This is a genomic window from Xenophilus sp. Marseille-Q4582 (assembly GCF_916700565.1).
Taxonomy (GTDB): Bacteria; Pseudomonadota; Gammaproteobacteria; order Burkholderiales; family Burkholderiaceae_C; genus Xenophilus.
On record NZ_CAKAKO010000006.1, the window covers coordinates 1 to 24,466 of the forward strand.

General features: G+C 61.0%; 25 protein-coding genes and 4 pseudogenes. 16 read left to right on the forward strand and 13 right to left on the reverse strand.

Annotated features, from left to right (window positions below; all coding sequences use genetic code 11):
* Positions 1 to 373: DUF4158 domain-containing protein (locus LG388_RS19845; RefSeq protein ID WP_225784445.1), on the reverse strand; the 373-nt coding region annotated here is incomplete at its 3' end.
* Positions 374 to 527: 154 nt separating this feature from the next.
* Between LG388_RS19845 and LG388_RS19850 the strand changes: the two are divergent.
* Positions 528 to 629 (forward strand): annotated as a pseudogene (locus LG388_RS19850) (MerR family DNA-binding protein); the annotation flags it as partial.
* A gap of 27 nt (positions 630 to 656) precedes the next feature.
* Here the strand turns inward: LG388_RS19850 and LG388_RS19855 are convergent.
* From LG388_RS19855 to LG388_RS19885, 7 genes are all read right to left on the reverse strand, one after another.
* On the reverse strand, positions 657 to 2,240 hold the full coding sequence (locus LG388_RS19855; protein ID WP_370630124.1) for an IS66 family transposase: 1,584 nt from the start codon (positions 2,238 to 2,240) through the stop codon (positions 657 to 659).
* 66 nt (positions 2,241 to 2,306) lie between these two features.
* Positions 2,307 to 2,684, reverse strand: coding sequence for an IS66 family insertion sequence element accessory protein TnpB (gene tnpB / locus LG388_RS19860; RefSeq protein WP_225782470.1), 378 nt, complete (start codon positions 2,682 to 2,684; stop codon positions 2,307 to 2,309).
* Positions 2,575 to 4,158, reverse strand: coding sequence for an IS66 family transposase (locus tag LG388_RS19865; RefSeq protein ID WP_370630124.1), 1,584 nt, complete (start codon positions 4,156 to 4,158; stop codon positions 2,575 to 2,577). The genes tnpB (LG388_RS19860) and LG388_RS19865 overlap by 110 nt, the downstream gene beginning before the upstream one ends.
* Positions 4,159 to 4,224: 66 nt before the next feature.
* Positions 4,225 to 4,557 carry an IS66 family insertion sequence element accessory protein TnpB gene (gene tnpB, locus LG388_RS19870; RefSeq protein WP_225782471.1) on the reverse strand — a complete coding sequence of 111 codons (333 nt, stop codon included), beginning with the start codon at positions 4,555 to 4,557 and terminating at the stop codon, positions 4,225 to 4,227.
* A complete protein-coding gene (locus LG388_RS19875) occupies positions 4,554 to 4,964 on the reverse strand; it encodes a transposase (RefSeq protein WP_225782472.1) in 411 nt (136 codons plus the stop codon). Before LG388_RS19875 ends, tnpB (LG388_RS19870) begins: the two co-directional genes overlap by 4 nt.
* 201 nt (positions 4,965 to 5,165) lie before the next feature.
* Positions 5,166 to 5,576 carry a transposase gene (locus LG388_RS19880; protein ID WP_225782472.1) on the reverse strand — a complete coding sequence of 137 codons (411 nt, stop codon included), beginning with the start codon at positions 5,574 to 5,576 and terminating at the stop codon, positions 5,166 to 5,168.
* 15 nt (positions 5,577 to 5,591) lie between these two features.
* A complete protein-coding gene (locus tag LG388_RS19885) occupies positions 5,592 to 6,047 on the reverse strand; it encodes a transposase (RefSeq protein ID WP_225782473.1) in 456 nt (151 codons plus the stop codon).
* A 125-nt stretch (positions 6,048 to 6,172) separates the two neighbouring features.
* Between LG388_RS19885 and LG388_RS19890 the strand changes: the two genes are divergently transcribed.
* From LG388_RS19890 to LG388_RS19905, 4 genes and pseudogenes are all read left to right on the forward strand, one after another.
* On the forward strand, positions 6,173 to 6,313 hold the full coding sequence (locus tag LG388_RS19890; protein ID WP_225782474.1) for a hypothetical protein: 141 nt from the start codon (positions 6,173 to 6,175) through the stop codon (positions 6,311 to 6,313).
* Positions 6,314 to 6,417: 104 nt separating this feature from the next.
* Positions 6,418 to 6,867: pseudogene (locus tag LG388_RS19895) on the forward strand (Bug family tripartite tricarboxylate transporter substrate binding protein); the annotation flags it as partial.
* 149 nt (positions 6,868 to 7,016) lie between these two features.
* A complete protein-coding gene (locus tag LG388_RS19900) occupies positions 7,017 to 7,355 on the forward strand; it encodes a transposase (RefSeq protein WP_225782475.1) in 339 nt (112 codons plus the stop codon).
* 206 nt (positions 7,356 to 7,561) lie between these two features.
* Positions 7,562 to 8,620, forward strand: a complete 1,059-nt coding sequence (locus LG388_RS19905) for a YeiH family protein (protein WP_225782476.1) — start codon at positions 7,562 to 7,564, stop codon at positions 8,618 to 8,620.
* Between the two features lie 161 nt (positions 8,621 to 8,781).
* On the opposite strand, the pseudogene LG388_RS19910 reads toward LG388_RS19905, so the two are convergent.
* The 3 genes and pseudogenes from LG388_RS19910 to LG388_RS19920 all read right to left on the reverse strand — a co-directional run.
* A pseudogene (locus LG388_RS19910) lies at positions 8,782 to 8,982 on the reverse strand (IS3 family transposase); the annotation flags it as partial.
* Positions 8,983 to 9,039: 57 nt separating this feature from the next.
* Positions 9,040 to 9,216 (reverse strand): annotated as a pseudogene (locus tag LG388_RS19915) (transposase domain-containing protein); the annotation flags it as partial.
* A 296-nt stretch (positions 9,217 to 9,512) separates the two neighbouring features.
* Complete coding sequence (locus tag LG388_RS19920; RefSeq protein ID WP_003049965.1) at positions 9,513 to 12,428, reverse strand: Tn3-like element IS1071 family transposase; 2,916 nt, start codon at positions 12,426 to 12,428, stop codon at positions 9,513 to 9,515.
* A gap of 296 nt (positions 12,429 to 12,724) precedes the next feature.
* Between LG388_RS19920 and LG388_RS19925 the strand changes: the two genes are divergently transcribed.
* Positions 12,725 to 14,230, forward strand: coding sequence for an FAD-dependent monooxygenase (locus tag LG388_RS19925; RefSeq protein WP_225782477.1), 1,506 nt, complete (start codon positions 12,725 to 12,727; stop codon positions 14,228 to 14,230).
* Here the strand turns inward: LG388_RS19925 and LG388_RS19930 are convergent.
* Positions 14,223 to 15,143, reverse strand: coding sequence for a LysR family transcriptional regulator (locus tag LG388_RS19930; RefSeq protein ID WP_225782478.1), 921 nt, complete (start codon positions 15,141 to 15,143; stop codon positions 14,223 to 14,225). The genes LG388_RS19925 and LG388_RS19930 overlap by 8 nt on opposite strands.
* 108 nt (positions 15,144 to 15,251) lie before the next feature.
* Here LG388_RS19930 and LG388_RS19935 point away from each other — a divergent pair, with 108 nt between their 5' ends.
* The 4 genes from LG388_RS19935 to LG388_RS19950 are packed head-to-tail and all read left to right on the forward strand — an operon-like array spanning position 15,252 to position 17,808.
* Positions 15,252 to 16,088 carry an intradiol ring-cleavage dioxygenase gene (locus LG388_RS19935; RefSeq protein ID WP_225782479.1) on the forward strand — a complete coding sequence of 279 codons (837 nt, stop codon included), beginning with the start codon at positions 15,252 to 15,254 and terminating at the stop codon, positions 16,086 to 16,088.
* 4 nt (positions 16,089 to 16,092) lie between these two features.
* Complete coding sequence (locus LG388_RS19940; RefSeq protein ID WP_225782480.1) at positions 16,093 to 16,392, forward strand: YciI family protein; 300 nt, start codon at positions 16,093 to 16,095, stop codon at positions 16,390 to 16,392.
* A complete protein-coding gene (locus LG388_RS19945) occupies positions 16,346 to 16,735 on the forward strand; it encodes a Dabb family protein (RefSeq protein WP_225782481.1) in 390 nt (129 codons plus the stop codon). The genes LG388_RS19940 and LG388_RS19945 overlap by 47 nt, the downstream gene beginning before the upstream one ends.
* The gene (locus tag LG388_RS19950; RefSeq protein WP_225782482.1) at positions 16,732 to 17,808 is read left to right on the forward strand and encodes a maleylacetate reductase; all 1,077 of its coding nucleotides are present in this window, start codon (positions 16,732 to 16,734) and stop codon (positions 17,806 to 17,808) included. The genes LG388_RS19945 and LG388_RS19950 overlap by 4 nt, the downstream gene beginning before the upstream one ends.
* A 237-nt stretch (positions 17,809 to 18,045) precedes the next feature.
* Here the strand turns inward: LG388_RS19950 and LG388_RS19955 are convergent, their stop codons facing one another.
* Positions 18,046 to 19,134, reverse strand: coding sequence for an IS5-like element ISCte5 family transposase (locus LG388_RS19955; protein ID WP_225781276.1), 1,089 nt, complete (start codon positions 19,132 to 19,134; stop codon positions 18,046 to 18,048).
* 98 nt (positions 19,135 to 19,232) lie between these two features.
* Between LG388_RS19955 and LG388_RS19960 the strand changes: the two genes are divergently transcribed.
* The 6 genes from LG388_RS19960 to LG388_RS19985 all read left to right on the forward strand — a co-directional run bounded on the left by LG388_RS19960 (position 19,233) and on the right by LG388_RS19985 (position 24,377).
* Positions 19,233 to 19,949 (forward strand): 3-oxoacid CoA-transferase subunit A, encoded by a 717-nt coding sequence (locus tag LG388_RS19960; protein ID WP_225782483.1) that lies wholly within the window; start codon positions 19,233 to 19,235, stop codon positions 19,947 to 19,949.
* Between the two features lie 14 nt (positions 19,950 to 19,963).
* Positions 19,964 to 20,608 carry a 3-oxoacid CoA-transferase subunit B gene (locus LG388_RS19965; protein ID WP_225782484.1) on the forward strand — a complete coding sequence of 215 codons (645 nt, stop codon included), beginning with the start codon at positions 19,964 to 19,966 and terminating at the stop codon, positions 20,606 to 20,608.
* A 21-nt stretch (positions 20,609 to 20,629) separates the two neighbouring features.
* On the forward strand, positions 20,630 to 21,832 hold the full coding sequence (gene pcaF, locus LG388_RS19970) for a 3-oxoadipyl-CoA thiolase (protein ID WP_225782485.1): 1,203 nt from the start codon (positions 20,630 to 20,632) through the stop codon (positions 21,830 to 21,832).
* A gap of 66 nt (positions 21,833 to 21,898) precedes the next feature.
* Complete coding sequence (locus LG388_RS19975) at positions 21,899 to 22,471, forward strand: hypothetical protein (RefSeq protein ID WP_225782486.1); 573 nt, start codon at positions 21,899 to 21,901, stop codon at positions 22,469 to 22,471.
* Between the two features lie 135 nt (positions 22,472 to 22,606).
* Positions 22,607 to 23,053 carry a TRAP transporter small permease gene (locus LG388_RS19980; protein ID WP_225782487.1) on the forward strand — a complete coding sequence of 149 codons (447 nt, stop codon included), beginning with the start codon at positions 22,607 to 22,609 and terminating at the stop codon, positions 23,051 to 23,053.
* Between the two features lies 1 nt (position 23,054).
* Positions 23,055 to 24,377, forward strand: a complete 1,323-nt coding sequence (locus tag LG388_RS19985; protein WP_225782488.1) for a TRAP transporter large permease — start codon at positions 23,055 to 23,057, stop codon at positions 24,375 to 24,377.
* The last annotated feature ends 89 nt before the right edge of the window (positions 24,378 to 24,466 follow it).

Sequence of the window (24,466 nt, forward strand, 5' to 3'; positions counted from 1 at the left end):
GTGAGCGGCGCTGGTGCTCGCTCATCCACTGGAATCCAAGGACCGTGCAGGCTACTTGTTGGTGATCGAATAGCGTGCGCCCGCGTTCATACATGGCTCTCAGCGAGGCGACTTCTGGTGCTGCAATGCCAAGCTCGTTGCCAAGGTGGCGCCACAAGGCTACTGGAATTACCCGAAAGGCACCGAGCAAACGCCCACTCATGCGCAGGAAACCAATATGGAGCGCCAGACCAAGCTTGTGGGAATCACCTCGGCGTGCATTGATTGCGTCGCGCTCGGCACCATCGAAGGTGAAAAATGCCTTCATCTCGAAGTCGCTGATATCGCGGGGGAGCCCACGCATCCCCAAAAACGTTGTGTGCCAACCCTGCATCGTGAACCTCAAAAGTGGGAGGCCACCATACCCGTTTACAAAGCGAACAGGAAAGTCAATGAAATCAACGGTCTACCCAGACCACCCCCGCGCCAGTGCTAGCTTTGCGTACCGTCACTTATTGCACTGAAAACGAGGAGACCCCGAGCAGGCCAAGCGTGTGCGATTCATCAAGCGGGGACAGGCGCTCGGCTTCACACTCGATGAGGTGGCCGCACTGCTGACCTTGGGTATCCGTCCGGCAAAGTCATCTTGACCGCCTGCACGATGCCGTCGTCGCCCCTCAGATGGCCGGCGACCAACGATGCGGTAGCAGTTCTTCGATACGGCTGGCCGGATGGGTTGGCAAGCGCTCAAGCACGTCCTTGAGGTACGCGTAAGGCTCGTGCCCATTGATGCGTGCTGAGTGCAGCAGACTCATGATGGCCGCAGCCCGTTTGCCTGCACGCAGGCTACCGGCGAACAGCCAGTTCGCTCGTCCGAGGGCAATCGGCCTGATGTGGTTCTCCACCCAGTTGTTGGAGATCGGTACGTCAGCGTCATCGACGAAACGGGTGAGCTCTCTCCAGCGCTTGAGGCTGTAGTCGATGGCCTTCATCGTCGCCGATCCAGGCGGCACCAGTTGCCGTTGAGCCAGCAGCCAACGATGGAAGACAGCCAGTACCCGCCGTGACTTGCGCTGGCGTATCCGTCGTCGCTCATCGCTGGGCAGTTCCTCGATCTCGCGCTCGATCCTGAACAGGCTCTGGTGATAAAGCAGTGCCTTGCGGCCCACCTCGCTACCGTGGTTGGCCCACAGATCGTTGAACTTTCGCCTGGCGTGCGCCATGCACTGCGCCGAGGTCACGCCCTTGGTCGTGGTGGCGGTGTAGCCGCTGAAGCCATCGGTTACCAACGTGCCCTGCCACGCGCGGGGCGTGTCCAGCTTGAGAAACTCGCGCACGTTCTCGCCGCTGCGCGTCTCGCAGAACTCGAACACCACGGCCTTCGTCGGGTTGGCGCTGGTCGTGCAGTACGACCAGATGTAGGCCCTGTGTGTCTTGCCGTCGCTCAGGTGCTTGGGCTTGAGCATCGCCACCGGCGTCTCGTCGGCGTGCAGCACCACATGGCGGCGCAGTTCGTCGGCCAGCGCCTGCACCAGTGGCTGCAGTTGTGCGCCGCACTCGCCCACCCACTGCGCCAGGGTCGAGCGTGCGATCAAGTGGCCGGCGCGCTCGAAGATATGTTCCTGCCGGTACAGCGGAAGGTGGTCCATGAACTTGGCCACCAGCAGGTGTGCCAGCAAACCAGCCGTCGGGATCCCCTTGTCGATGACGTGCGGCGGGACTGGCGCCTGCACCAACTTCTGGCAGCAGCGGCATGCCCACTTGCCGCGCACATGGCGCTCCACAGTAAACACGCCCGGTTGGTAGTCCAGCTTCTCGGCCACGTCCTGGCCGATGCGCTGCATGGGTTGGCCACAGCCGCAGCGGGTGTCGGCCGGCTCGTGCGCTACATCCCGGCGCGGCAGGTTTGGCGGCAGCGGGGCACGCTTGGGTGCCTTCTTCTCGGCCTTGTCCTTGCCCTGGCCACGCTCGTGATCGAGCTCCCGGTCGAGTTCGGCCAGATCAGTCTCCAGCGTCTCCTCCAGCAGGCTCTTCTGCTCGGGTGCCAGGGTGCTGGCAAAACGCTCGCTGGTCGCCGCGAACTTCAGCCGCTTGAGAACCGCCATCTCGTGCGTGAGCTTGTCGATCAGGGCCTGCTTGAACGCAGCTTCTTGCTCGCGCTGCGCGATCAGGGCATCCTTGGCGCGGATCTGCTCGAGCAGCGACAGCATCACCTGCCGCGTCTGCGGATCCAGGGCGTGCAGTTGCTGTGCGCTGATCATGGGTGGCTATCGTGCCGCGCTCCAGCGTTGCACGCATCGGTACATCCGGCAATTGCCAGTGACCGATCAAATCACCCGGATGATCCCTGCATCGCCCAGCCGTTGCCACGGCAAGCCCAACACCAACGCGTCAAACTGCGTGCGAGATAGCGGTAGTGTGCTGACCACATCGTTGGCCCAGGCGAATTTGCCGATGTTCAGGCGCCGTGCTGCCAGCCACACCCCGATGCCGTCGTGCACCAGCACCTTCATGCGATTGGCTCGCCGGTTGGCGAACAGGTGTATCCGTCCGGCAAAGTCATCTTGACCGCCTGCACGATGCCGTCGTCGCCCCTCAGATGGCCGGCGACCAACGATGCGGTAGCAGTTCTTCGATACGGCTGGCCGGATGGGTTGGCAAGCGCTCAAGCACGTCCTTGAGGTACGCGTAAGGCTCGTGCCCATTGATGCGTGCTGAGTGCAGCAGACTCATGATGGCCGCAGCCCGTTTGCCTGCACGCAGGCTACCGGCGAACAGCCAGTTCGCTCGTCCGAGGGCAATCGGCCTGATGTGGTTCTCCACCCAGTTGTTGGAGATCGGTACGTCAGCGTCATCGACGAAACGGGTGAGCTCTCTCCAGCGCTTGAGGCTGTAGTCGATGGCCTTCATCGTCGCCGATCCAGGCGGCACCAGTTGCCGTTGAGCCAGCAGCCAACGATGGAAGACAGCCAGTACCCGCCGTGACTTGCGCTGGCGTATCCGTCGTCGCTCATCGCTGGGCAGTTCCTCGATCTCGCGCTCGATCCTGAACAGGCTCTGGTGATAAAGCAGTGCCTTGCGGCCCACCTCGCTACCGTGGTTGGCCCACAGATCGTTGAACTTTCGCCTGGCGTGCGCCATGCACTGCGCCGAGGTCACGCCCTTGGTCGTGGTGGCGGTGTAGCCGCTGAAGCCATCGGTTACCAACGTGCCCTGCCACGCGCGGGGCGTGTCCAGCTTGAGAAACTCGCGCACGTTCTCGCCGCTGCGCGTCTCGCAGAACTCGAACACCACGGCCTTCGTCGGGTTGGCGCTGGTCGTGCAGTACGACCAGATGTAGGCCCTGTGTGTCTTGCCGTCGCTCAGGTGCTTGGGCTTGAGCATCGCCACCGGCGTCTCGTCGGCGTGCAGCACCACATGGCGGCGCAGTTCGTCGGCCAGCGCCTGCACCAGTGGCTGCAGTTGTGCGCCGCACTCGCCCACCCACTGCGCCAGGGTCGAGCGTGCGATCAAGTGGCCGGCGCGCTCGAAGATATGTTCCTGCCGGTACAGCGGAAGGTGGTCCATGAACTTGGCCACCAGCAGGTGTGCCAGCAAACCAGCCGTCGGGATCCCCTTGTCGATGACGTGCGGCGGGACTGGCGCCTGCACCAACTTCTGGCAGCAGCGGCATGCCCACTTGCCGCGCACATGGCGCTCCACAGTAAACACGCCCGGTTGGTAGTCCAGCTTCTCGGCCACGTCCTGGCCGATGCGCTGCATGGGTTGGCCACAGCCGCAGCGGGTGTCGGCCGGCTCGTGCGCTACATCCCGGCGCGGCAGGTTTGGCGGCAGCGGGGCACGCTTGGGTGCCTTCTTCTCGGCCTTGTCCTTGCCCTGGCCACGCTCGTGATCGAGCTCCCGGTCGAGTTCGGCCAGATCAGTCTCCAGCGTCTCCTCCAGCAGGCTCTTCTGCTCGGGTGCCAGGGTGCTGGCAAAACGCTCGCTGGTCGCCGCGAACTTCAGCCGCTTGAGAACCGCCATCTCGTGCGTGAGCTTGTCGATCAGGGCCTGCTTGAACGCAGCTTCTTGCTCGCGCTGCGCGATCAGGGCATCCTTGGCGCGGATCTGCTCGAGCAGCGACAGCATCACCTGCCGCGTCTGCGGATCCAGGGCGTGCAGTTGCTGTGCGCTGATCATGGGTGGCTATCGTGCCGCGCTCCAGCGTTGCACGCATCGGTACATCCGGCAATTGCCAGTGACCGATCAAATCACCCGGATGATCCCTGCATCGCCCAGCCGTTGCCACGGCAAGCCCAACACCAACGCGTCAAACTGCGTGCGAGATAGCGGTAGTGTGCTGACCACATCGTTGGCCCAGGCGAATTTGCCGATGTTCAGGCGCCGTGCTGCCAGCCACACCCCGATGCCGTCGTGCACCAGCACCTTCATGCGATTGGCTCGCCGGTTGGCGAACAGGTAGGCATGGTGTGGGTGCGCCTGACCAAAGACCTGCACCACGCGAGCCAGTGCGGCCTCGGTGCCCACGCGCATGTCCAGCGGTTGTACCGCCAGCCACCAGGCGTCCACGCGGATCATCGAAGCAACTCTCGCAGCCAGGCTGCACACTCGGCAGCAGCCGCTGTCGGCCAAGACACCTTGATCGCGGTGGTGCCGTGCTGCAGCTCGATACGGATCTCATCGGCAGGCGCTGACGCCAGCGGTGCGGGCACGGCCAAGGGCAAGAAGTGCAGTGGCACGCGCGCCGCTGGCATGTCACTGCAAGCGGCGGGGATGTCTGTCTTTGACACCGGCGGCGTGCCTGTGCGCGCCTCGGCTTCAATCACCCACTTGCGAACCATGTTCGCGTTCAGGCCGTTGGCCAGCGCGACGGCCGCAATCGACACGCCAGGCTGACGGCATGCCTGCACCACTCTTTCCCTGAACTCCGGCGCATGCCGCCGCCGTGTCCGCCTGCTTGGCAACTCGATTCCCAAAGTGTTCATGTGTCCGCAATGAAGTTACGCGGACACGAGCATCCTTGGTATCCCGCTCGGGCTCAAGATGACTTTGCCGGACGGATACGAACAGGTAGGCATGGTGTGGGTGCGCCTGACCAAAGACCTGCACCACGCGAGCCAGTGCGGCCTCGGTGCCCACGCGCATGTCCAGCGGTTGTACCGCCAGCCACCAGGCGTCCACGCGGATCATCGAAGCAACTCTCGCAGCCAGGCTGCACACTCGGCAGCAGCCGCTGTCGGCCAAGACACCTTGATCGCGGTGGTGCCGTGCTGCAGCTCGATACGGATCTCATCGGCAGGCGCTGACGCCAGCGGTGCGGGCACGGCCAAGGGCAAGAAGTGCAGTGGCACGCGCGCCGCTGGCATGTCACTGCAAGCGGCGGGGATGTCTGTCTTTGACACCGGCGGCGTGCCTGTGCGCGCCTCGGCTTCAATCACCCACTTGCGAACCATGTTCGCGTTCAGGCCGTTGGCCAGCGCGACGGCCGCAATCGACACGCCAGGCTGACGGCATGCCTGCACCACTCTTTCCCTGAACTCCGGCGCATGCCGCCGCCGTGTCCGCCTGCTTGGCAACTCGATTCCCAAAGTGTTCATGTGTCCGCAATGAAGTTACGCGGACACGAGCATCCTTGGTATCCCGCTCGGGCTCAAGATGACTTTGCCGGACGGATACAGCCAGGCTGCACACTCGGCAGCAGCCGCTGTCGGCCAAGACACCTTGATCGCGGTGGTGCCGTGCTGCAGCTCGATACGGATCTCATCGGCAGGCGCTGACGCCAGCGGTGCGGGCACGGCCAAGGGCAAGAAGTGCAGTGGCACGCGCGCCGCTGGCATGTCACTGCAAGCGGCGGGGATGTCTGTCTTTGACACCGGCGGCGTGCCTGTGCGCGCCTCGGCTTCAATCACCCACTTGCGAACCATGTTCGCGTTCAGGCCGTTGGCCAGCGCGACGGCCGCAATCGACACGCCAGGCTGACGGCATGCCTGCACCACTCTTTCCCTGAACTCCGGCGCATGCCGCCGCCGTGTCCGCCTGCTTGGCAACTCGATTCCCAAAGTGTTCATGTGTCCGCAATGAAGTTACGCGGACACGAGCATCCTTGGTATCCCGCTCGGGCTCAAGATGACTTTGCCGGACGGATACGACCTTGGATGCGGCGTGCGCCTGCGGCGAGACTCAGGAATTGGCCGTGCGCAAGCTGGGTCTGATCGAGCAGAAGATGGCTGACCTCGTGGCCATGCAGCGGGTGCTGGAGGAACTGGTACAGCAGTGCGACGCGAGGGACGGCCATACGACTTGTCCGATCATCGACGTGCTGGCCAAGGATTGAGCGGGCAGTTGAGGTGCTGGTAACGACGCGCACGGGCGCTGCAAACTGCTTACCGTGCTTTATTTTCCGAATTCTGAGACGACCCCTACTCCTTCGCTCGTGAAGCGGGCATTCAGCTGAACTTCGTCCCCTACAAAGGTGGCGCGCCGATGGCTCAGGACTTGATGGCCGGGCACATTCCCATGGTTTTCGATGCACTCCCGAACCTGATTCAGCCGCACCGCGCCGGCAAAATTCGGGTGCTTGCAGTTACGAGCGCGCAATCTGCGATACAGCTGCCTGAGGTTCCTACGCTGGCCTCTTCGGGATACGCCTCCGCTACCGGGGAGAGTTGGATTGGCGTCGCCGCCAAGCGCGGGACGCCAGCCAAGCGAATTCAGGCAATCGCGTCCGCGTTCGCTGTAGCGGCAAACTTGCCGGAGCTACGTACCAAGCTCATTGGCGCGGGCTTGACAGTACGAGCTGGCGGGCCGGCGGAAATGTCGGCCGCGATGAATGCGGACACGACCCGCTATTCCGCTCTTGTGAGCGCGCTAAATTTGCAGCTTGATTGACGGTGTGCCGTGGGTGCCCCCCAGGCTGGCAAGCGGCGTGCTCTCGGAATAAACATGTGGCCTTCCGTACGATCGATCTTGTAGGTGATGTGTAAGCGCGCGGTGAAGTCATCTTGATTGCGTGAGAGTCGGCAGGCATCGTGTTCACGATGAATGATGTGGACACGATGGATGGTGTGGACACGATGGATGGTGTGGTTAAGCGGGCAACCCGTCGCAAGCACAGTGCGCGTTTCAAGGCTGAGGTCTTGGAGGCATGCCGGCAACCCGATGCCTCTGCCGCGGCGATCGCCAGGCTGTACAACCTGAACGCGAATGTTGTGCATCGGTGGCGCGCAGACGCGCGCAAGGCGGCTTTGCCGAATGCGGCCGAAGTCCCTGCGTTGCCGACCCCAGCCTTCATCGCGCTGGACGTGCAGCACGAAGCCGAGAGCCCGGCGCGCGACATCCGCATCGAACTAAAGAGGGCGGCACCACTGCAGTGGTAAACTGGCCAATTGAGTCGGCCTCGTCCTGGCTGCGCGAGTGGCTGCGTTGATCCGCATCGATGCTGTGTGGCTGGCTACTGAGCCGATCAACCGCGCACCACCGTTCCGAATGGGTCTCATAGGCACGGCAACAGTCAAATCACCTTCGCGGTGCTCGACGGCTCGTGGGCTGACCTGGTGAGCATAGACGGTAGAGGAGCCAAAGCATGAGCGCCGTTGACAACGTGTTTCAACCGATGAAGTTCGCCATGAATGTGCTGCCCGGCACAATGCTGGCCGGCGTGGTGGCCATGGCCGCCACCCTGGTTTCGACCCTGCACGGTGGTCCGCAGCTGCTCTACGCACTGTTTTTCGGCGTCGCTTTTCATTACCTGAGCGCAGACCCCAAAGCCAAGCCCGGCATTGAGTTCTGCTCGCGCAACGTGTTGCGTCTAGGCGTGGGCTTGCTCGGCGCGCGCATCACCGCCACGCAGATCGCTGGTCTGGGCTGGTCGACTGCGGCGATCGTGATCGTTGCGGTGGCCTCCACTATGCTGCTGGGGTATTTTCTGGGCAAACGTCTGGGACTGAACCCAGCCCGAGGCGTGCTCTCTGGTGGTTCGGTGGCAATATGCGGCGCCTCGGCGGCCTTAGCGATCTCGTCGGTGTTGCCGCATAACAAGGAAAGCGAACGCTTCACCCTGACCGTGGTGGTGACGGTGACGGTGCTGTCCACCGTGGCCATGGTTTTCTACCCGCTGATTGCAGTCGCACTCAAACTGCCGCCCGAACTGGCGGGTCTGTTCCTGGGTGGCACCATCCACGACGTGGCCCAGGTGGTCGGCGCGGGCTACACCATCGACCATCCAACCGGTGACTACGCGACCATCGTCAAGCTGTTCCGCGTCGCCATGTTGGCGGTGGTGGTGGTGGTGGTCTCGACCATGTTCAAGACTGAGCGAGAGCAGCTTGAGCATGACAGGTCAGCAGCCGGCGGTCTGACTGCCATCAAAAAGCAGCCTCTGGTGCCGTGGTTCCTCTGGGTGTTCGTTTTCTTGGTGGGGATCAACTCGCTTGGTTTCGTACCGACCGAGGTGGGCAAGGGGATGAACGATCTCTCACGCCTGTGTCTGGTGGTGGCTATTTCCGCGCTGGGCATCAAGACCTCATTCCAGGAACTGGCCAAATCCGGCTGGAAACCGTTTACCCTGTTGGTGGTTGAAACTGTCTGGATGGCAGCCTTTGTGCTGCTGGCGATCTACGCTCGCGAGCAGGGGCATTTCTGAAGGGTCACTCGCTCAAATCGGGGCGAGCGCTTGGGAGCAACTTCCCTCGCGATACTTTTGGTCTTGGCGCTGAAGCCGAACGCCTTCGTGCGCCAGATTCGCGCTAAAGCCTTGCAAGGTGGCTCGGCCACATTGAGCGCTTCAACGACACGTTGTGGCGGTCAAGTCTTTTCAGACACTTCAATAGGTTTTTTAATTGCCGATTGATGCTCGAAAGCAATGGGTGACAAGTTACCCAGTGTTGAATGCAAGCGCTGTGCGTTGTAAAAATTCACAATGTAGTCCGCCACGTCTTGTGTGGCCTCGGCATGGTTGGCGTAATCTTTTTGCCAAACGCGCTCTGTCTTCAAATTCAGAAAGAAGGTAAGCACCCGGCGAATACACCTTGACGCGGTCGACGTGGCGGTACTGAACTGCAGTTACGAGGGAAGTGGCTGCCAGCGATGAGGCAGTAGTTCTGTGATCTGATTGTTCTTGTGCGTGGGCAGGCGCTGCAGCACATCTTTCAGATAGGCATACGGGTCATGCCCATTGAGCTTGGCACTCTGAATCAGGCTCATGACCGCAGCCGCACGCTGGCCAGCTCTGGGGTCTCCTCGTTTTCAGTGCAATAAGTGACGGTACGAAAAGCTAGCACTGGCGCGGAGGTGGTGTTGGTAGATCGTTGATTTCATTGACTTTCCTGTTCACTTTCAAATCTGCGATTCGTGGCGTCAAACCGTGGTCGGTTTCATCCATTGGTGCCAGTTGGGGTCTCCTCGTTTTCAGTGCAATAAGTGACGGTACGAAAAGCTAGCACTGGCGCGGAGGTGGTGTTGGTAGATCGTTGATTTCATTGACTTTCCTGTTCACTTTCAAATCTGCGATTCGTGGCGTCAAACCGTGGTCGGTTTCATCCATTGGTGCCAGTTATCGATGCATTTGGCCGCGAAGGCAGGATTTGGTCAGCATAGCGGTCAACCGGGAAGCGAAACACACCCCGCAAGTTGATGCTCTCCAGCCTGGTGGGCGCAATCTTCCCGATCAGTTCCGGTGGAATGACCTGGCGGCGGTTCGACCAGCGATCCAGGACCGCCTGCATCTGTGAGGTATTCCACGCCATCACGATGTTGGCCATCAGGCTCAACGCATCGGCCACAGCCTGCATTTCATCGACACGTTTGGCCTGCGCCGGGCTGATCCGGCCGGTATAAATGGCGCGCTTGAGGGCGTTAACAGCCTCGCCCCGATTGAGCACCCGGCGCAACTCGTTCCTGAAAGCGTCCTTGACAAAGTAGTCAGCCAAAAACGCCGTACGCAGCAACCGCCCCAATTGCACGCCAGCCTCATAGATTGGATCGCCCTGGGCGGCAGAACCGAACCGCGCAAGAGCTGCCACCGCACTGGCATGTCCGCTCATGACCGAGGCTGCCAGGTGCACCAGACTATCCCAATGCTTTTCGATCAAAGCGACGTCGACATTGGCTTCGCACACCGCAGCGATTTCTGCGGGCACTTTGGTGCCGCGTGGCACAAAGAGGTGGCGCTGTTTGAGTTCCTTCAACCGCGGGCAAAGATCAAAACCAAGCAAACGGGCATGTGACATGGCAAAGTCGGTGTAGCCATGGGTATCCACAGCAAGCTGGCTGGTCTCCAGCTTTTCTTGGCGGATGACACCTTCAATGGCCACGCCCGCCTGGCGCTCATTGAGCACAAAGGGCTGCGCATGGAAGATGCCCCACCGGTCTTTTACATGGGAGTAGATTCCAATGGAAGGTGTGTTGCGCCGAGGATCAAGCCGGGCTTGCCACACCCGTTTGGTGGTCTCCATGCTCATCATGTCAGAAGATGCCAAATCGGACCGCCCCCAGGTGGCGGCAATCGGGTGTCGCTGCATGAATTCCAGCACAGCCTGGCAGGCCTGGCTCAGACGCCGTTCGTCCCGCGCCCAGCGCATGGCCTGGCGAATGCTGGTGGCAGACAATTGCGGAATCATGCGCGCGCATTCGACCGCAGTCAGACTGGTGCCGTGGGCCATGATGCCGGCATAGACCATCAGCAGCTCGTCGGTAGAGCGCGGCTCACGTCCGAGCATGATCCAGCTAAAGCGCACCTGGGCGTCAACGGCCAGAATCACTTCCGGCAATTGAACCTCACCGATGCGGTGATCCAAAGCCGCGCGCAGCTTGGTCACTTCTGGGTCTTCGTCCTCTGCGGGCAATGGCGACAAATGGAGTTCATCATCCACGCGCAGTACGCCACTGCGGGCTGCAGCGGCCACCGCATCGACACCGGCAGTTACTCTGGCCAGCAAAGGCTTCAAGAAAGTGGCAGCCTTGCTGGGTAACGATAGACGGGCATAGTGTTTCTTGGACTCTGCCTGCCAACGCTCGTCCGTGAAGAACAAGCGCGCACGACCCCGAAAGCTCAGGCTGTGCTCAATCCAGACCGAGCCATTGCGCACCGCGCGGCGCAGGGCAAACAGGGTGGCCACCTCCAACGCCTGAAACGCCCGTTCCCGGTCTGGGCTGGAGATCGAAACCTGCCAGATCATTCCCAGACTTGGTGCCACCACTTCAACTGGCAGCTTTCTGGATCCTTTGAGATATAAAGCTTGCAGCTTGGCAAGGTACTCGATGGCAGGATGCTCGCCGGTGGCCTGCCAGGGCAGCTTTGCAATGGCGACGAGCAACGACCGCACGGGGCGAATTCCATCAATCAATCCCTCGCGGACCAGGGAGGCCCTGCTCGGTGGTTTGCGTTTCTGGGTTTCGGTGATCAAGGCTTCAAGACGGGCACGCAACTCAGCATCTGGCACCGCACCTTGCGCGCTCAAGGCAACAAGTTCGCCGAGCAGCGTTTTGTACATTGCGGCCCAATTGACGGTAGCGGGGACATCGGCGGCAGCCTGACGCCACAGATCGGCGATCCGGCGCTGCACCATAAGGATCAACTGGTCTGTGGTGGTGAACAGGCAATACCGAAGAAAGCATGCGACCTCCACGGTGCGCGCTGGCTCTTTGATCTTGGCTCCGGCTGAGGGCGGCCTGGAGACAAGTCGGCGCGCGTAGCGGCGCAAGATGAGATCGGGGATGTCTGCCAGGTGCTTATGAACGTCCAGCGTGTAAAGCAGGTCGATGCGCTCCAGTACCTCGCTGATTTGGCGGGTTGAGTGTTTCGCCGGTGCAGCCCATAGCCAACTCTGCTGGGTTTGTCCATCTGGGCGCAGCTCTGAAACTGAGGCTCGCCAGCGATCAAGTGTTGCTGGATCAACGCTGGCGGCGATGGCGGTGCCTGTTTCAACTTCAAGCTGGGCAAGTGCCGCCGCAATCAGTGTCCGAATTGCCCGCTCGTGCACGATCACCAGCTTGTTCTTGTACAGCCATTGACGCGCCCGCACGAGTAGCTGATCGCGGTCGGCGCAGCGCGCCACTTCGTCGCGCAGTTCACGTACCAGTGAGCGGCGCTGGTGCTCGCTCATCCACTGGAATCCAAGGACCGTGCAGGCTACTTGTTGGTGATCGAATAGCGTGCGCCCGCGTTCATACATGGCTCTCAGCGAGGCGACTTCTGGTGCTGCAATGCCAAGCTCGTTGCCAAGGTGGCGCCACAAGGCTACTGGAATTACCCGAAAGGCACCGAGCAAACGCCCACTCATGCGCAGGAAACCAATATGGAGCGCCAGACCAAGCTTGTGGGAATCACCTCGGCGTGCATTGATTGCGTCGCGCTCGGCACCATCGAAGGTGAAAAATGCCTTCATCTCGAAGTCGCTGATATCGCGGGGGAGCCCACGCATCCCCAAAAACGTTGTGTGCCAACCCTGCATCGTGAACCTCAAAAGTGGGAGGCCACCATACCCGTTTACAAAGCGAACAGGAAAGTCAATGAAATCAACGGTCTACCCAGACCACCCCCGCGCCAGTGCTAGCTTTGCGTACCGTCACTTATTGCACTGAAAACGAGGAGACCCCATGGATGAAACCGACCACGGTTTGACGCCACGAATCGCAGATTTGAAAGTGAACAGGAAAGTCAATGAAATCAACGATCTACCAACACCACCTCCGCGCCAGTGCTAGCTTTTCGTACCGTCACTTATTGCACTGAAAACGAGGAGACCCCATGGAGCACTTCCGTCGACTGGGCTTTGCACACGAGATCCGAGCCATGGGTTTGCCTCCAGATCATCCGACTGACATCGCTTATTTCACACGGTATGCCCATCACGAACTGGCTCGTATCAGTCTACCTACCGCCGCGCAAGCAGTGAAAAAAATCAAGACAATGTCGGGCTCTTGGAGTGCGGCTGAGCTGCCACACCGCGTGTCCCAGAAGTTCGTTGAGCAGGTGCTTCGCCGACATGCCGAGGCCCCTGACTGCAATGACGTTCGGTATGGCTGGACGCTAGAGGACTTTGAAGACCAAGGCGACTGTGTAAGCGCATCCGTACGCCCAACGGCGGGCGGAACACCTGCAAGGGTTACAGCCAAGTTCCTCGTTGGCGCAGACGGTGCGCGAAGCCTCGTGAGGAACCAACTGGGCATCCCCTGGGGAGGAGAAACCGGGATCCAGAGGGAGTTCATGGGCGGGAAAATGTTCGCGTTGTATTTGCGCGCGCCCCAGTTCCTGTCCTTGCTACGTTACCCTAAAGCCTGGATGTACGTCGCGGTCAACTACCAACGACGCTCGTTCATGGCGTCGGTGGACGGCGTGGCCGAATATGCGTTCCATGCAGCAATCAAACCGGGAGAAGACGCAGACACATGGACGGAAAAGGATGCGAAACGGGTATTCTCAGAAGCAATGGGCGCTGACATTCCGATCGAAATTCTGTCCATGGGCACTTGGCTGGCAGGGCATGCCTTGGTTGCAGAAAAATTCCAGCGCGGACGAGTGTTCATTGCCGGTGATGCAGCCCATTTGTTCACGCCCACAGGGGGCTTGGGCTACAACACAGCGGTGGAAGACGCGGTCAATCTCGCCTGGAAGCTGGCCAGCGTAATCCGGGGGCATGCAACGCTGACGCTACTAGACACTTATGAGGCAGAGCGTCGACCGCTCGCGCAGCGCAACACAGGCTACGCCCGGCACTTTGCTGACTCCGTCGGTCTTTTCTCTGCGAAGCCTGAGCTGGACGATGACTCCGCACAAGGTAACGAAGAGCGAGCCAAGGCCTCTGAGTACCTCAACCGCCATGCCCGGCTTGAATTCAACATCCCCGGCGTGACTTTTGGAGGTCGCTACGGCGACTCGCCCATCATCGCGCAGGACGGTGTGGACCTACCTCCCGACGAACCCAATGACTACGTGCCCACCGCCAGTCCTGGGGGGCGCCCGCCCCATGCATGGCTGGAAGATGGCCGTTCCCTGTACGACACATTCCACACCGAGTGGACATTGCTCGCCCTCGGTGCAACCGACCCGGCAACCGATGGCTTCAAGAACGCGGCCCAGTCTATGGGCATCGACCTGAAGGTGGTCCGTTTGCCCGCCCAGCAGTTACTGGAGCTATACGAATCACCACTGGTATTGATACGCCCTGATCAGATCGTCGCCTGGCGAGGGGCCTCCGATGAAGATGGCCAGCAGGTTCTGTCCCTTGCCCTGGGAATACATCGAATCACATAAGACCAGTCCACTTTCTTTCGTACTCGTGGGTCGCGAACTCATCCACCATGAAGTCAATGAAGGATCGGACTTTCGCTGACAGGTGCTTTCGGCTGGGATATGCGATGTTGATTTGCAAACGTGGCAGATCCCAGTCACCGAGTACGGGTACGAGGCGTCCGGCGACGATATCCTCATAGACGATATAACTAGGTTGCACGAGGATACCCAAGCCACTAAGTGCAGCAGCACGCAATACCTGCCCGTCGTTGGACTCCAACACCCCCTGGACATTCACCGTCTGACTTTCGCCTCCACGACTGAACTTCAGTTCGTTGGGGTGGTTGGCGTGCAAGTAGACAAGAACATTGTGGTCAGTCAGGTCTGATGGGAACTGTGGACGCCCCCTTTGGGCCAGATAAGCGGGAGACGCCGCCAATATGCGGCGCGTCGAAGCTAGACGCCTAATGGTTATGGTGCTGTCAGGCTCATACTCACGCGTCCGTATGGCTACGTCAATACCGTTGTCAATGATGTCCAAGTAGCGGTTCGCAGTTTCAACATGCACTCTTACTTGTGAATACCGCTGATGGTACTTCGGCAATCGCGGGGCGATGAGTTGCATGGCGAACGACAGCGAAGCACTCACACGTAACACCCCCGACGGGTTCAGCGTGGTTTGATGTATTGCCGCCTCTGCGTCGCGCAACTCAGTTAGGACGTGACGAGCCCGCTCCAAGAAATCCTGCCCCTCACTGGTCAGGTAGAGCCGACGCGTGTTGCGCTCGACTAGACGGACCTGCAGGCGCTCTTCCAGCGAAGCCAAGTAACGAGTGGCCGCTGGATTGGACAGTCCCAAGGCCTCTGCAGCCGCACCGAGACTGCCTCGATCGGCAACCTCCACAAAGAGCGCCATTTCTGTGAACCGATCCATTTTTCCATCTTTCGGAAAAGTAATTTCCCATTTTGATATTTGAGAAATCTTTTTGAAATTATAGAGTTCAGGTCATGGCAACTCAACACTGCCAACTGCAAACAAGCCATGCGCAACCTCAACCAAGACAACATCACACAGGCAGTCATTGCCAGCTTCGCCAAAACGCCTGACGCTCGGCTCAAAGAAATCATGACGAGCCTGGTCCAGCACCTGCACGCCTTTGCCCGGGACGTGAAGCTGACCGAGGAAGAATGGTTCCAGGGCATTGACTTCCTGACAAGGTGTGGCCATATCACAGACGACAAACGCCAGGAGTTCATACTGCTGTCAGACGTTCTCGGCTTGTCAATGCTGACCGTCGCGATGAACAACGACAAGCCTGCGGGTTGTACCGAAGCCACTGTGTTTGGCCCCTTCCATGTGGAGGGCGCCCCCCACTACGAGCTGGGTGACGACATTGCCAACGGCGCCAAAGGTACGCCCTGCACGGTGCGTGGCACGGTGAAAGGGATCGACGGCCAGCCCATCCCCGGCGCCGTCATGGACGTCTGGCAGTCGGATGATGACGGACTGTATGACGTACAGCACGCGGATCTTGGTCATGCACAGGCGCGCGGCATCGTGACAGCGGATGCAGAGGGCAAATACCACTTCCGTTCCATCGTGGCGGTCCCGTACGCAATTCCCCACGACGGACCTGTGGGTCAGATGTTGGAAGCTACGGGACGCCACCCCTGGCGCCCTGCGCATCTGCACTTCATGGTGAAAGCACCCGGCTACGAAACGCTGATCACTCATGTCTTTCGCGACCACAGCGACTACCTCGACTCCGATGCGGTGTTTGGCGTTCGCCAGTCGCTGGTGTGCGACTGGGTACAGCAGACGGATGGAAGCTACCTAATGGAGTACGACTTCGTGTTGAACCCGACGAGAACCCGGTGACACCATGTTGTATGCCTTCACACTGATGGACAAGCCTGGGACCGCCGAGTTGCGTCAGCAAATTCGCCCGGTCCACAAAACCTACTTGGCTAAAGTGCAAGAACACATTGCCTTTGCAGGGCCGCTGGTAACAGATGACGGCAGCACCATGCTGGGCAGTTTGCTGGTGATTGACTTCCCCGATCGACAGACAGCTCAAGACTGGTTGGCACAAGAGCCTTTTCTGAAAGCGGGCATCTTTGCAAGCACATCGGTACATGCCTTTGTCAACCTGTGGCCCCAAAAGGCGGGATTTCCCACATGAAGGAAGAAATGTGATCAGGCACATCGTCATGTGGAAGCTGGCAGGCGACACGCCCCTATCCAAACAACGCAACGTCGAACGACTGACGCAGAGCTTCCTCAGCCTGCGGGGCCGCATCCCAGGACTGCTGCACTTGGAGATTGGCGTGGACAGCAGCGGCGTGGACTACGCCTGCGATGTAGTTCTCTACAGCGAGTTCGAGTCGCAATCCGCTCTCGACGACTACGCCATCCATCCAGAACATCTCAGGGTAAAAGCAGAAATTGGCGACATGCGCATCGCCCGCCACCAAGTGGACTACGCCGTGGTCCCATCCGATGTGCGCGCAAAGGAATTGACATGAAAGATTTTGTTTACAACGGCCAACCCTCGCGTGTGGTGTTCGGCCCAGGTTCGCTGGCTCACCTGGAGCGAGAGATCGAGCTGTTGGGTGCCAAGCGGGCCTTGGTGCTGTCCACCCCGGAACAGGCGGCGCAGGCTCAGATGGTGGCCGATCGCCTGGGCAACCGGGCTACAGGAATCTTCCCGCGAGCGGTGATGCATGTCCCCATCGAAACCGCCCGGGAAGCGCGGGACGAGGCACGCCGACTTGGTGCCGACTGTGCCATCGCAATTGGTGGCGGTTCCACCACTGGGCTTGGCAAGGCGATTGCCCTGGATTCAGGATTGCCCATTCTGGCCATTCCCACTACTTACGCAGGCAGCGAAATGACGCCGATCTACGGCATCACTGAGGCGGGTCTCAAGAAGACCGGTAAAGACCCACGCGTGCTGCCGCGCACCGTCATCTACGACCCTGAACTGACCCTGACCCTACCGGTGGCCATGAGCGTGACCAGCGGCATGAACGCTATTGCACATGCAGCCGAAGGCCTGTATGCCCAGGACAGCAATCCGGTGATGGATCTGATGGCCGAAGAAGGTATCCGCGCCATTGCGCAGGCGCTCCCAGTGATTCACCAGCGCGCTGATGACGTGGCTGCACGCGGCGATGCACTTTACGGCGCCTGGCTCTGCGGCTCGGTGCTGGGTAACGTGGGCATGGCGCTGCACCACAAGCTGTGTCACACCCTTGGAGGCAGCTTCAACCTTCCGCACGCGGAGGTTCACACCGTCGTGCTGCCACAGGCGATGGCATTCAACGCAGCGGCCGCACCCGAGGCAATGCGGCGCATCGAACGCGCCTTGGGCGCAACTGGCCGAGCCAGTGCCGCAGCGGGCCTTTTTGACCTGGCCCACACCAACGGGGCTCCCGTAGCACTCAAGGACATCGGCATGAACGAGGCTGACCTGGACCGGGCAGCCGAGATTGCTGTGAGCAACCCGTACTGGAACCCTCGCCCGTTCGGAGCAGCACAGCGTGGCGAGATACGCGACCTGCTCCAACGCGCTTACGAAGGCATCCGGCCGGACTGACGGCCTTCGGCCCACGAGGGCCTAGGCACGCCCCCTTACAGGGTGTTCGTTCGCGAACGCCAAGGGGAAGTGCACCTGTTTTTCTAGCAGGCCGTTGAAAAAATGCTCATCGAACGCGCCAGGGTCGTGGATTTCGAAGAAACGGATCGCCCAAACTGGCCTGCGCAGCGATTGGAGCGGCCATTTCGGCCTGTTTGCAGGCCGTTTTGCCCGTTCCGGGCGCACGTATCCCATGGTTCACGCATGATGCGCGTCCCACCAGCCGCCCAGACTGCCCATGCGCACCAGGTTGTAGGTGGCAAAGCACAGCAGCGCCTGGCCCGCGAGCTTGGCCTGACCGATCAATTTGGTCTTGGCCAGACCACCCACTGTCTTGATCCAGCCAAAGGCCTCCTCGATGCGCTTGCGCACTTTGAGGCTGGTCTTGTAGCCCTCGTGGCGCCGGATGCGGCCATCGACCGCCGAGTGCTTGTCCTTGGCCGCCACGTGTGGCGTGACTTTGAGCTTTCGGCAGCCCTTGATGAAGGCCTGGCTGTCGTAACCTTTGTCGGCCCCGACCGTGGCCCGCTTGTTCTTGTTTCCCCGGCGTTTGAGCATCGCCAGCGCCGCCTCGCGCTCGGCGGTGCCACTGGCATGTGTGATCTCCACATCCACGATCAGCCCGTTGCGGTTCTCCATGAGGATGTGCCCCATGTGGCACAGGCGAGATTTGTCGCCCGCGCTCTTCTTGAACAGCCGGGCATCGGCATCGGTGGTGCTGGCGTGGGTGTCGTTGCAGCGCTCCTGCCCTTTGAAGTTCACCTCGGGGTTGCGTCCGGGTGGCGTGCCGCTGTCGTCGTCTTTGCGTTTGAAACTCTTGTGCGAGGCCCAGGCCTCAATCAGCGTGCCGTCCACGCTGAAGTGTTCGTCGCTGGCAAGCCGGCCCCACTGGGCGCTGAGCTTGACGCGCTCGAAGAAGGCGCGCGCCAGGTCTTCGTTGAAGAGGCGTTCGCGGTTGGCGCTGAAGGTGGAGTGGTCCCAGACCTTGTCTTCAATGTTCAGGCCCACGAACCAGCGGTACAGCAGGTTGTAGTTGACCGCCTCGACCAGCTGGCGTTCGCTGCGGATGGAGAACAGGATTTGCAGCAGCAAGGCCTTGAGCAGCATCTCCGGCGGCACCGAGGGGCGGCCACGGCGGGCGTACACCGCTTCGAACTCGCTGTTCATGCTCGACAGCAGCGCATCCACCACGGCGCGCAACTTGCGCAGCGGGTGTGCCGCTGGCACTCTTTCTTCAAGGCTGATGTAGCTAAACATCGCCCCCTGGAAGTCTTGGTTGCCTCTCATCTTTCTTGTCGCAGTTGTTCCGGGATGGCTTCAGATCGTAGCGGCCGACGCGGACGCTCGCAGGGGATTTTTCAACGGCCTGCTAGAGATGGACTCCCATGATCAACAAAATCTCACCTTCCATTGCCGAGGCGCTCACTGGGGTTGCCGATGGCTCAACCGTATTGATCGGCGGCTTTGGCACGGCGGGCATCCCCAACGAACTCATCGAAGGCCTGATTGAGCAAGGCGCGCGCGAGCTCACGGTGGTCAACAACAACGCGGGCAATGGCGACAGCGGGCTGGCGGCGCTGCTCAAGGCAGGGCGCGTGCGCAAGATCATCTGCTCGTTCCCACGCCAGACCGACTCCTGGGTGTTTGACGAGCTGTACCGCAGCGGAAAGATTGAACTAGAGCTTGTACCCCAGGGCAACCTGGCCGAACGTCTTCGCGCCGCAGGCGCAGGTGTGGGTGCATTCTTCACACCAACCGGCTTTGGCACCGAACTCGCGCTCAACGCGGACGGCACGCCAAAGGAAACCCGGCGCATCAACGGCCGCGACTACGTGCTGGAGTACCCTATTCACGGAGACTTGGCGCTCATCAAGGCCGAGACGGGTGACCGCTGGGGCAACCTGACCTACCGCAAGGCCGCGCGCAACTTTGGCCCCGTCATGGCCACCGCCGCCAAGCGAACCGTTGCCACCGTGCACGAGGTCCTGGAGCTTGGCCAGCTCGACCCCGAAGCCATCGTCACCCCGGGCATCTTCGTGTCCAGGATCGTCAAGATCGAGCGTGTCGCCACACAGGCCGGTGGCTTCAAGCGAGCAGCCTGAGAGGAGTCTTTTCCATGAGCAACTACACCAAACGCAGCAAACAGGAACTGGCCCAGCGCGTGGCGCAGGACATATTCGACGGTGCCTATGTGAACCTCGGCATCGGCCAGCCCACGTTGGTGGCCAACTACCTGCCCGAAGGCATGGAGGTCGTGCTGCACAGCGAGAACGGCATCCTGGGCATGGGCCCGGCGCCTGCCGCAGGCGATGAAGACTACGACCTGATCAACGCAGGCAAACAGCCCGTGACCCTGCTGCCCGGTGGCGCGTACTTTCACCACGCCGACAGCTTTGCCATGATGCGCGGCGGCCACCTGGACATCAGCGTGCTCGGTGCTTTCCAGGTGTCGGCCACCGGTGACCTGGCCAACTGGAGCACGGGCGAAGCCGGTGCCATCCCCGCCGTGGGTGGCGCCATGGACCTGGCCGTGGGGGCCAAGGAGACGTGGGTCATGATGGACCTGCTGACCAAACAGGGGCAGAGCAAGGTGGTTCAGTCCTGTACTTATCCGCTGACCGGTATCGGCTGTGTCAAGCGCATCTATGCCGATCTGGCGACGCTGGAGTGCACACCGTCTGGCCTCAGGCTCATTGACAAGGTCGAAGGGCTTGAACACACCGAGCTGGAACACCTCATTGGCCTGCCGGTACAGGCCTGACAGACACACGACATGACTGCCATGAATCAAGCTTTTATCTGTGACGCCATCCGCACCCCCTTCGGCCGCTACGGTGGTGCCTTGTCTTCGGTACGGGCCGACGACCTTGGCGCCGTACCGCTGCGGGCACTGATGGCCCGCAACCCCAACGTCGATTGGGCTGCTGTGACCGATGTGATCTACGGCTGTGCCAACCAGGCGGGCGAAGACAACCGCAACGTTGCGCGCATGAGCAGCCTGCTCGCTGGCTTGCCGCTGGAGGTGCCAGGCGCTACCGTCAACCGCCTGTGCGGCTCGGGGCTGGACGCTATTGGCACTGCGGCGCGTGCCATCAAGGCCGGTGAGTCGGGCCTGATGATCGCAGGCGGTGTGGAGAGCATGAGCCGTGCGCCCTTCGTCATGCCCAAAGCCGAATCGGCCTTCAGCCGCGCGAACGCGGTCTATGACACCACCATCGGCTGGCGCTTCATCAACAAGCTGATGAAAGACAAGTACGGCGTGGACTCCATGCCCGAGACTGCCGAGAACGTGGCGGTGGACTTCAACATCGAGCGTGAAGCGCAGGACCTGATGGCGCTCAACAGCCAGTTGCGTGCGGTGGCTGCCATCGAGGCAGGCCACCTGGCGCGCGAGATCTGCGCCGTCACCATCCCGCAGAAGAAGGGCGACGCCATCGTGGTGGATACGGACGAGCACCCGCGCAAGACCAGCCTGGAAGCGCTGGCCAAGCTCAAGGGTGTGGTGCGCACTGACGGCACGGTGACCGCCGGTAACGCCTCGGGCGTGAACGATGGCGCCTGTGCACTGATCCTGGCCGACGAAGCCACTGCTGCCAGGAACGGCCTGACGCCGAAGGCCCGCGTTGTGGGTATGGCCACTGCAGGGGTGGCGCCACGCATCATGGGCATTGGCCCGGCCCCGGCCACGCAGAAGGTGCTGGCCCAGACCGGGTTGACGCTGGCCCAGATGGACGTGATCGAGCTCAACGAAGCTTTTGCTGCGCAGGGCCTGGCGGTGCTGCGCCTGCTGGGCTTGCAAGACGATGACCCGCGCGTCAATGCCTGGGGCGGCGCCATTGCGCTGGGCCATCCGCTGGGGGCCTCGGGCGCGCGGCTGGCCACCACTGCTATCAACCGGTTGCACACCACCGGTGGCCGCTACGCGCTGTGCACCATGTGCATTGGCGTGGGGCAGGGAATTGCAATCGTCATCGAGCGGGTATGAGGTTGAAATTTTGATCTGCTGAAAGCTTTCTGCGTTATTGACTTATATCTTTAAGGAGACTTCCCCATGAAAAAGCTCAAGTTCCGCGCCATCGGTCTGGTGTGCGCAACACTCTTTGCAGGCAGCGCGATGGCGCAGCAGGTCACCCTGCGTCTGCACCAGTTCCTCCCGCCGCAGGCCACCATTCCGGCCAAGGCCATCATTCCTTGGGCGCAGAAGGTCGAAAAAGAGTCTGGCGGCAAGATCAAGGTGCAGATGTTCCACGCCATGCAAATGGGCGGCTCGCCCGCGCAACTGTTCGACCAGGCCAAGGACGGCGTGGCCTTCGCCTTCAGCATGAACAAGGCCACCTACGACAAGCTGCCGCCCGACCTGAAGAAGGTGATCGACAACAACTCCGGCCTGGAAGCCGCTGCCATGTTCGGCCGTGCCATGGACGAGGGCGACAAGGCTGGCCGTGACATCGCGGCCAAGGCTGGCAACAATCTGGTAACTCTGGACGCGGCCGAGACGCAGCGCTGGCTGCGCACCGCCAGCTCCGTGGAAAGCGACTGGGTGACGGAAGTGGCCAAGAAAGGCATTGATGGCAAAAAGCTGGCCAGCGAGGCTCGCGCGCTGATCGCCAAATACAACCGATAAGCGATTACCGAAATCGCGCATGGCCATGGTGGCCATGCGCGTTCTTTTAAGGACGACGACATGATGGCCTGGATATTCCGGAGCGCGAAGTGGTCTGCCATTGTGGGCGGGTTGGTGCTGTGTGCCATCACCCTCATGAGCGTGGCGAGCATCACCGGCCGTGCGCTCATTGGCGTGGGGCTGGGCCCTGTGCCGGGCGACTTTGAAATGGTCGAAGTGGGCACGGCCTTGGCGGTGTTCTTCTTTCTGCCTTGGTGCTACCTCAAAGGCGGGCATGCCACGGTGGACCTGTTCTACATGCACCTGCCCAAGTCGATGAAATGGCTGGTGGACACCTTCAGCGACGTGATCATGCTGGTGCTGTGGCTGGCACTGACATGGATGCTGTGGGAGGGCATGCTGGAAAAGCGTGAATACTTTGAAACCACCTTCATCCTGCAGATGCCGGTGTGGTGGGCGTATGCGCTGTGCATGGTGGGCGCCGTCATCGGTTGCCTGTCGTACATCGCCAAGACCCTGATCCAGTTTGGCCTGGCCAAGTACCCGCCAGGCTGGACGGTTGAATCCACCGGAGGACATTGACATGACTGGTATTGAACTCGCCTCCTGGTCCTTTCCGGTCCTGCTGGCTCTGATTTTCATTCGCGTGCCCATTGGCCTGGCCATGGCGGTCTGCGGCCTGGTGGGGGCGTACTTCATCTACGGCTCGCACGCACCCATCCTCAACCAGCTCAAGCAGGTCACCTACAGCACGTTCTCCAACTACAACCTGTCGGTGATCCCGCTGTTCTTGCTGATGGGGCAGTTTGCCGCGCTCGGCGGCTTGTCGCAGGCGCTGTTCAAGGCGGCTGAAGCCTGGGTGGGCCACCGCAAGGGCGGTGTGGCCATGGCAGCCATCGGCGCTTGCGCCGGTTTCGGTGCCATCTGCGGCTCGTCGCTGGCCACGGCTGCCACCATGGGCCAGGTGGCCCTGCCGGAGCTCAAGCGCGCGGGTTATTCCGGTGCGCTGTCCACGGCCACGCTGGCTGCTGGCGGTACGCTGGGCATCCTGATTCCGCCTTCCGTGGTTCTGGTCATCTACGCCATCCTGACCGAACAGAACATTGCCAAGCTTTTCCTGGCGGCGTTCATCCCGGGCATTCTAGCGGCGGTGGGCTACATCATCGTGATCTCGCTGTACGTTCGCCTCAAGCCCGGCAGCGCTGGCAGCATGCCCCCCATGCCCATGGCTGAACGCTGGAAGGCCACGTTCAAGGTGTGGCCGGTGCTGGTCATCTTCCTGGCGGTGGTCGGCGGCATCTACACCGGTATCTTCACCCCCACCGAAGGCGCGGCCGTCGGCGCGTTCGGCACTGGTGTGGCAGCCTGGGCAGCAGGCGGCATCAACGCCAAGACGCTGCGAAACTCCATCTACGGCACGGCCATTGCCACGGGCATGATCTTCATGATCGTGCTGGGCGCGGGCCTGTACAACACCTTCCTGGCGCTGTCGCAACTGCCGCAGGAACTGGCGCAGTGGGTCATTGGCCTGGGCATGAGCCCCTGGCTGGTGCTGACCACGGTGCTGGTGGTGTACCTGCTGCTGGGCTGCGTGATGGACTCGCTGTCCATGATCCTGCTGACCATCCCGATCTTTTTCCCGATGATCATGGGCCTGGACTTTGGCATGAACCCGGAAGAAACGGCCATCTGGTTCGGCATTCTGGTGTTGATCGTGGTGGAGGTGGGTCTGATCACACCGCCCGTGGGCATGAACCTGTTCGTCATCAACAGCATGGCCAAGGACACGCCCATCACCCAGACCTACCGAGGTGTCACGCCCTTCGTGGTGAGTGATCTGGTGCGCACGGCCATCCTGGCGGCGTTCCCGGCCATCACGCTCATTGCGCTGCGCATGACGTCCTGAGTCTGAAGGTCAACCCGACAGATCAAATGACTCGGATATGTTCAGGTGTGTTTTAACTTGAAGGAAGCGGTTCACGGCGCCGCTTGCGA

Coding starts and splice junctions, on each gene's coding strand:
- LG388_RS19950 (WP_225782482.1), top strand. CDS start 16,732: ATGAAAGATTTTGTTTACAACGGCCAACCCTCGCGTGTGGTGTTCGGC.
- LG388_RS19900 (WP_225782475.1), top strand. CDS start 7,017: ATGAATGATGTGGACACGATGGATGGTGTGGACACGATGGATGGTGTG.
- LG388_RS19875 (WP_225782472.1), bottom strand. CDS start 4,964: ATGAACACTTTGGGAATCGAGTTGCCAAGCAGGCGGACACGGCGGCGG.
- tnpB (WP_225782470.1), bottom strand. CDS start 2,684: ATGGGCACGAGCCTTACGCGTACCTCAAGGACGTGCTTGAGCGCTTGC.
- LG388_RS19930 (WP_225782478.1), bottom strand. CDS start 15,143: ATGGATCGGTTCACAGAAATGGCGCTCTTTGTGGAGGTTGCCGATCGA.
- LG388_RS19920 (WP_003049965.1), bottom strand. CDS start 12,428: ATGCAGGGTTGGCACACAACGTTTTTGGGGATGCGTGGGCTCCCCCGC.
- LG388_RS19965 (WP_225782484.1), top strand. CDS start 19,964: ATGAGCAACTACACCAAACGCAGCAAACAGGAACTGGCCCAGCGCGTG.
- pcaF (WP_225782485.1), top strand. CDS start 20,630: ATGAATCAAGCTTTTATCTGTGACGCCATCCGCACCCCCTTCGGCCGC.
- LG388_RS19940 (WP_225782480.1), top strand. CDS start 16,093: ATGTTGTATGCCTTCACACTGATGGACAAGCCTGGGACCGCCGAGTTG.
- LG388_RS19880 (WP_225782472.1), bottom strand. CDS start 5,576: ATGAACACTTTGGGAATCGAGTTGCCAAGCAGGCGGACACGGCGGCGG.
- LG388_RS19925 (WP_225782477.1), top strand. CDS start 12,725: ATGGAGCACTTCCGTCGACTGGGCTTTGCACACGAGATCCGAGCCATG.
- LG388_RS19985 (WP_225782488.1), top strand. CDS start 23,055: ATGACTGGTATTGAACTCGCCTCCTGGTCCTTTCCGGTCCTGCTGGCT.
- LG388_RS19905 (WP_225782476.1), top strand. CDS start 7,562: ATGAGCGCCGTTGACAACGTGTTTCAACCGATGAAGTTCGCCATGAAT.
- tnpB (WP_225782471.1), bottom strand. CDS start 4,557: ATGATCCGCGTGGACGCCTGGTGGCTGGCGGTACAACCGCTGGACATG.
- LG388_RS19980 (WP_225782487.1), top strand. CDS start 22,607: ATGAGCGTGGCGAGCATCACCGGCCGTGCGCTCATTGGCGTGGGGCTG.
- LG388_RS19865 (WP_370630124.1), bottom strand. CDS start 4,158: ATGATCAGCGCACAGCAACTGCACGCCCTGGATCCGCAGACGCGGCAG.
- LG388_RS19855 (WP_370630124.1), bottom strand. CDS start 2,240: ATGATCAGCGCACAGCAACTGCACGCCCTGGATCCGCAGACGCGGCAG.
- LG388_RS19975 (WP_225782486.1), top strand. CDS start 21,899: ATGAAAAAGCTCAAGTTCCGCGCCATCGGTCTGGTGTGCGCAACACTC.
- LG388_RS19935 (WP_225782479.1), top strand. CDS start 15,252: ATGCGCAACCTCAACCAAGACAACATCACACAGGCAGTCATTGCCAGC.
- LG388_RS19945 (WP_225782481.1), top strand. CDS start 16,346: ATGCCTTTGTCAACCTGTGGCCCCAAAAGGCGGGATTTCCCACATGAA.
- LG388_RS19885 (WP_225782473.1), bottom strand. CDS start 6,047: ATGAACACTTTGGGAATCGAGTTGCCAAGCAGGCGGACACGGCGGCGG.
- LG388_RS19960 (WP_225782483.1), top strand. CDS start 19,233: ATGATCAACAAAATCTCACCTTCCATTGCCGAGGCGCTCACTGGGGTT.
- LG388_RS19955 (WP_225781276.1), bottom strand. CDS start 19,134: ATGAGAGGCAACCAAGACTTCCAGGGGGCGATGTTTAGCTACATCAGC.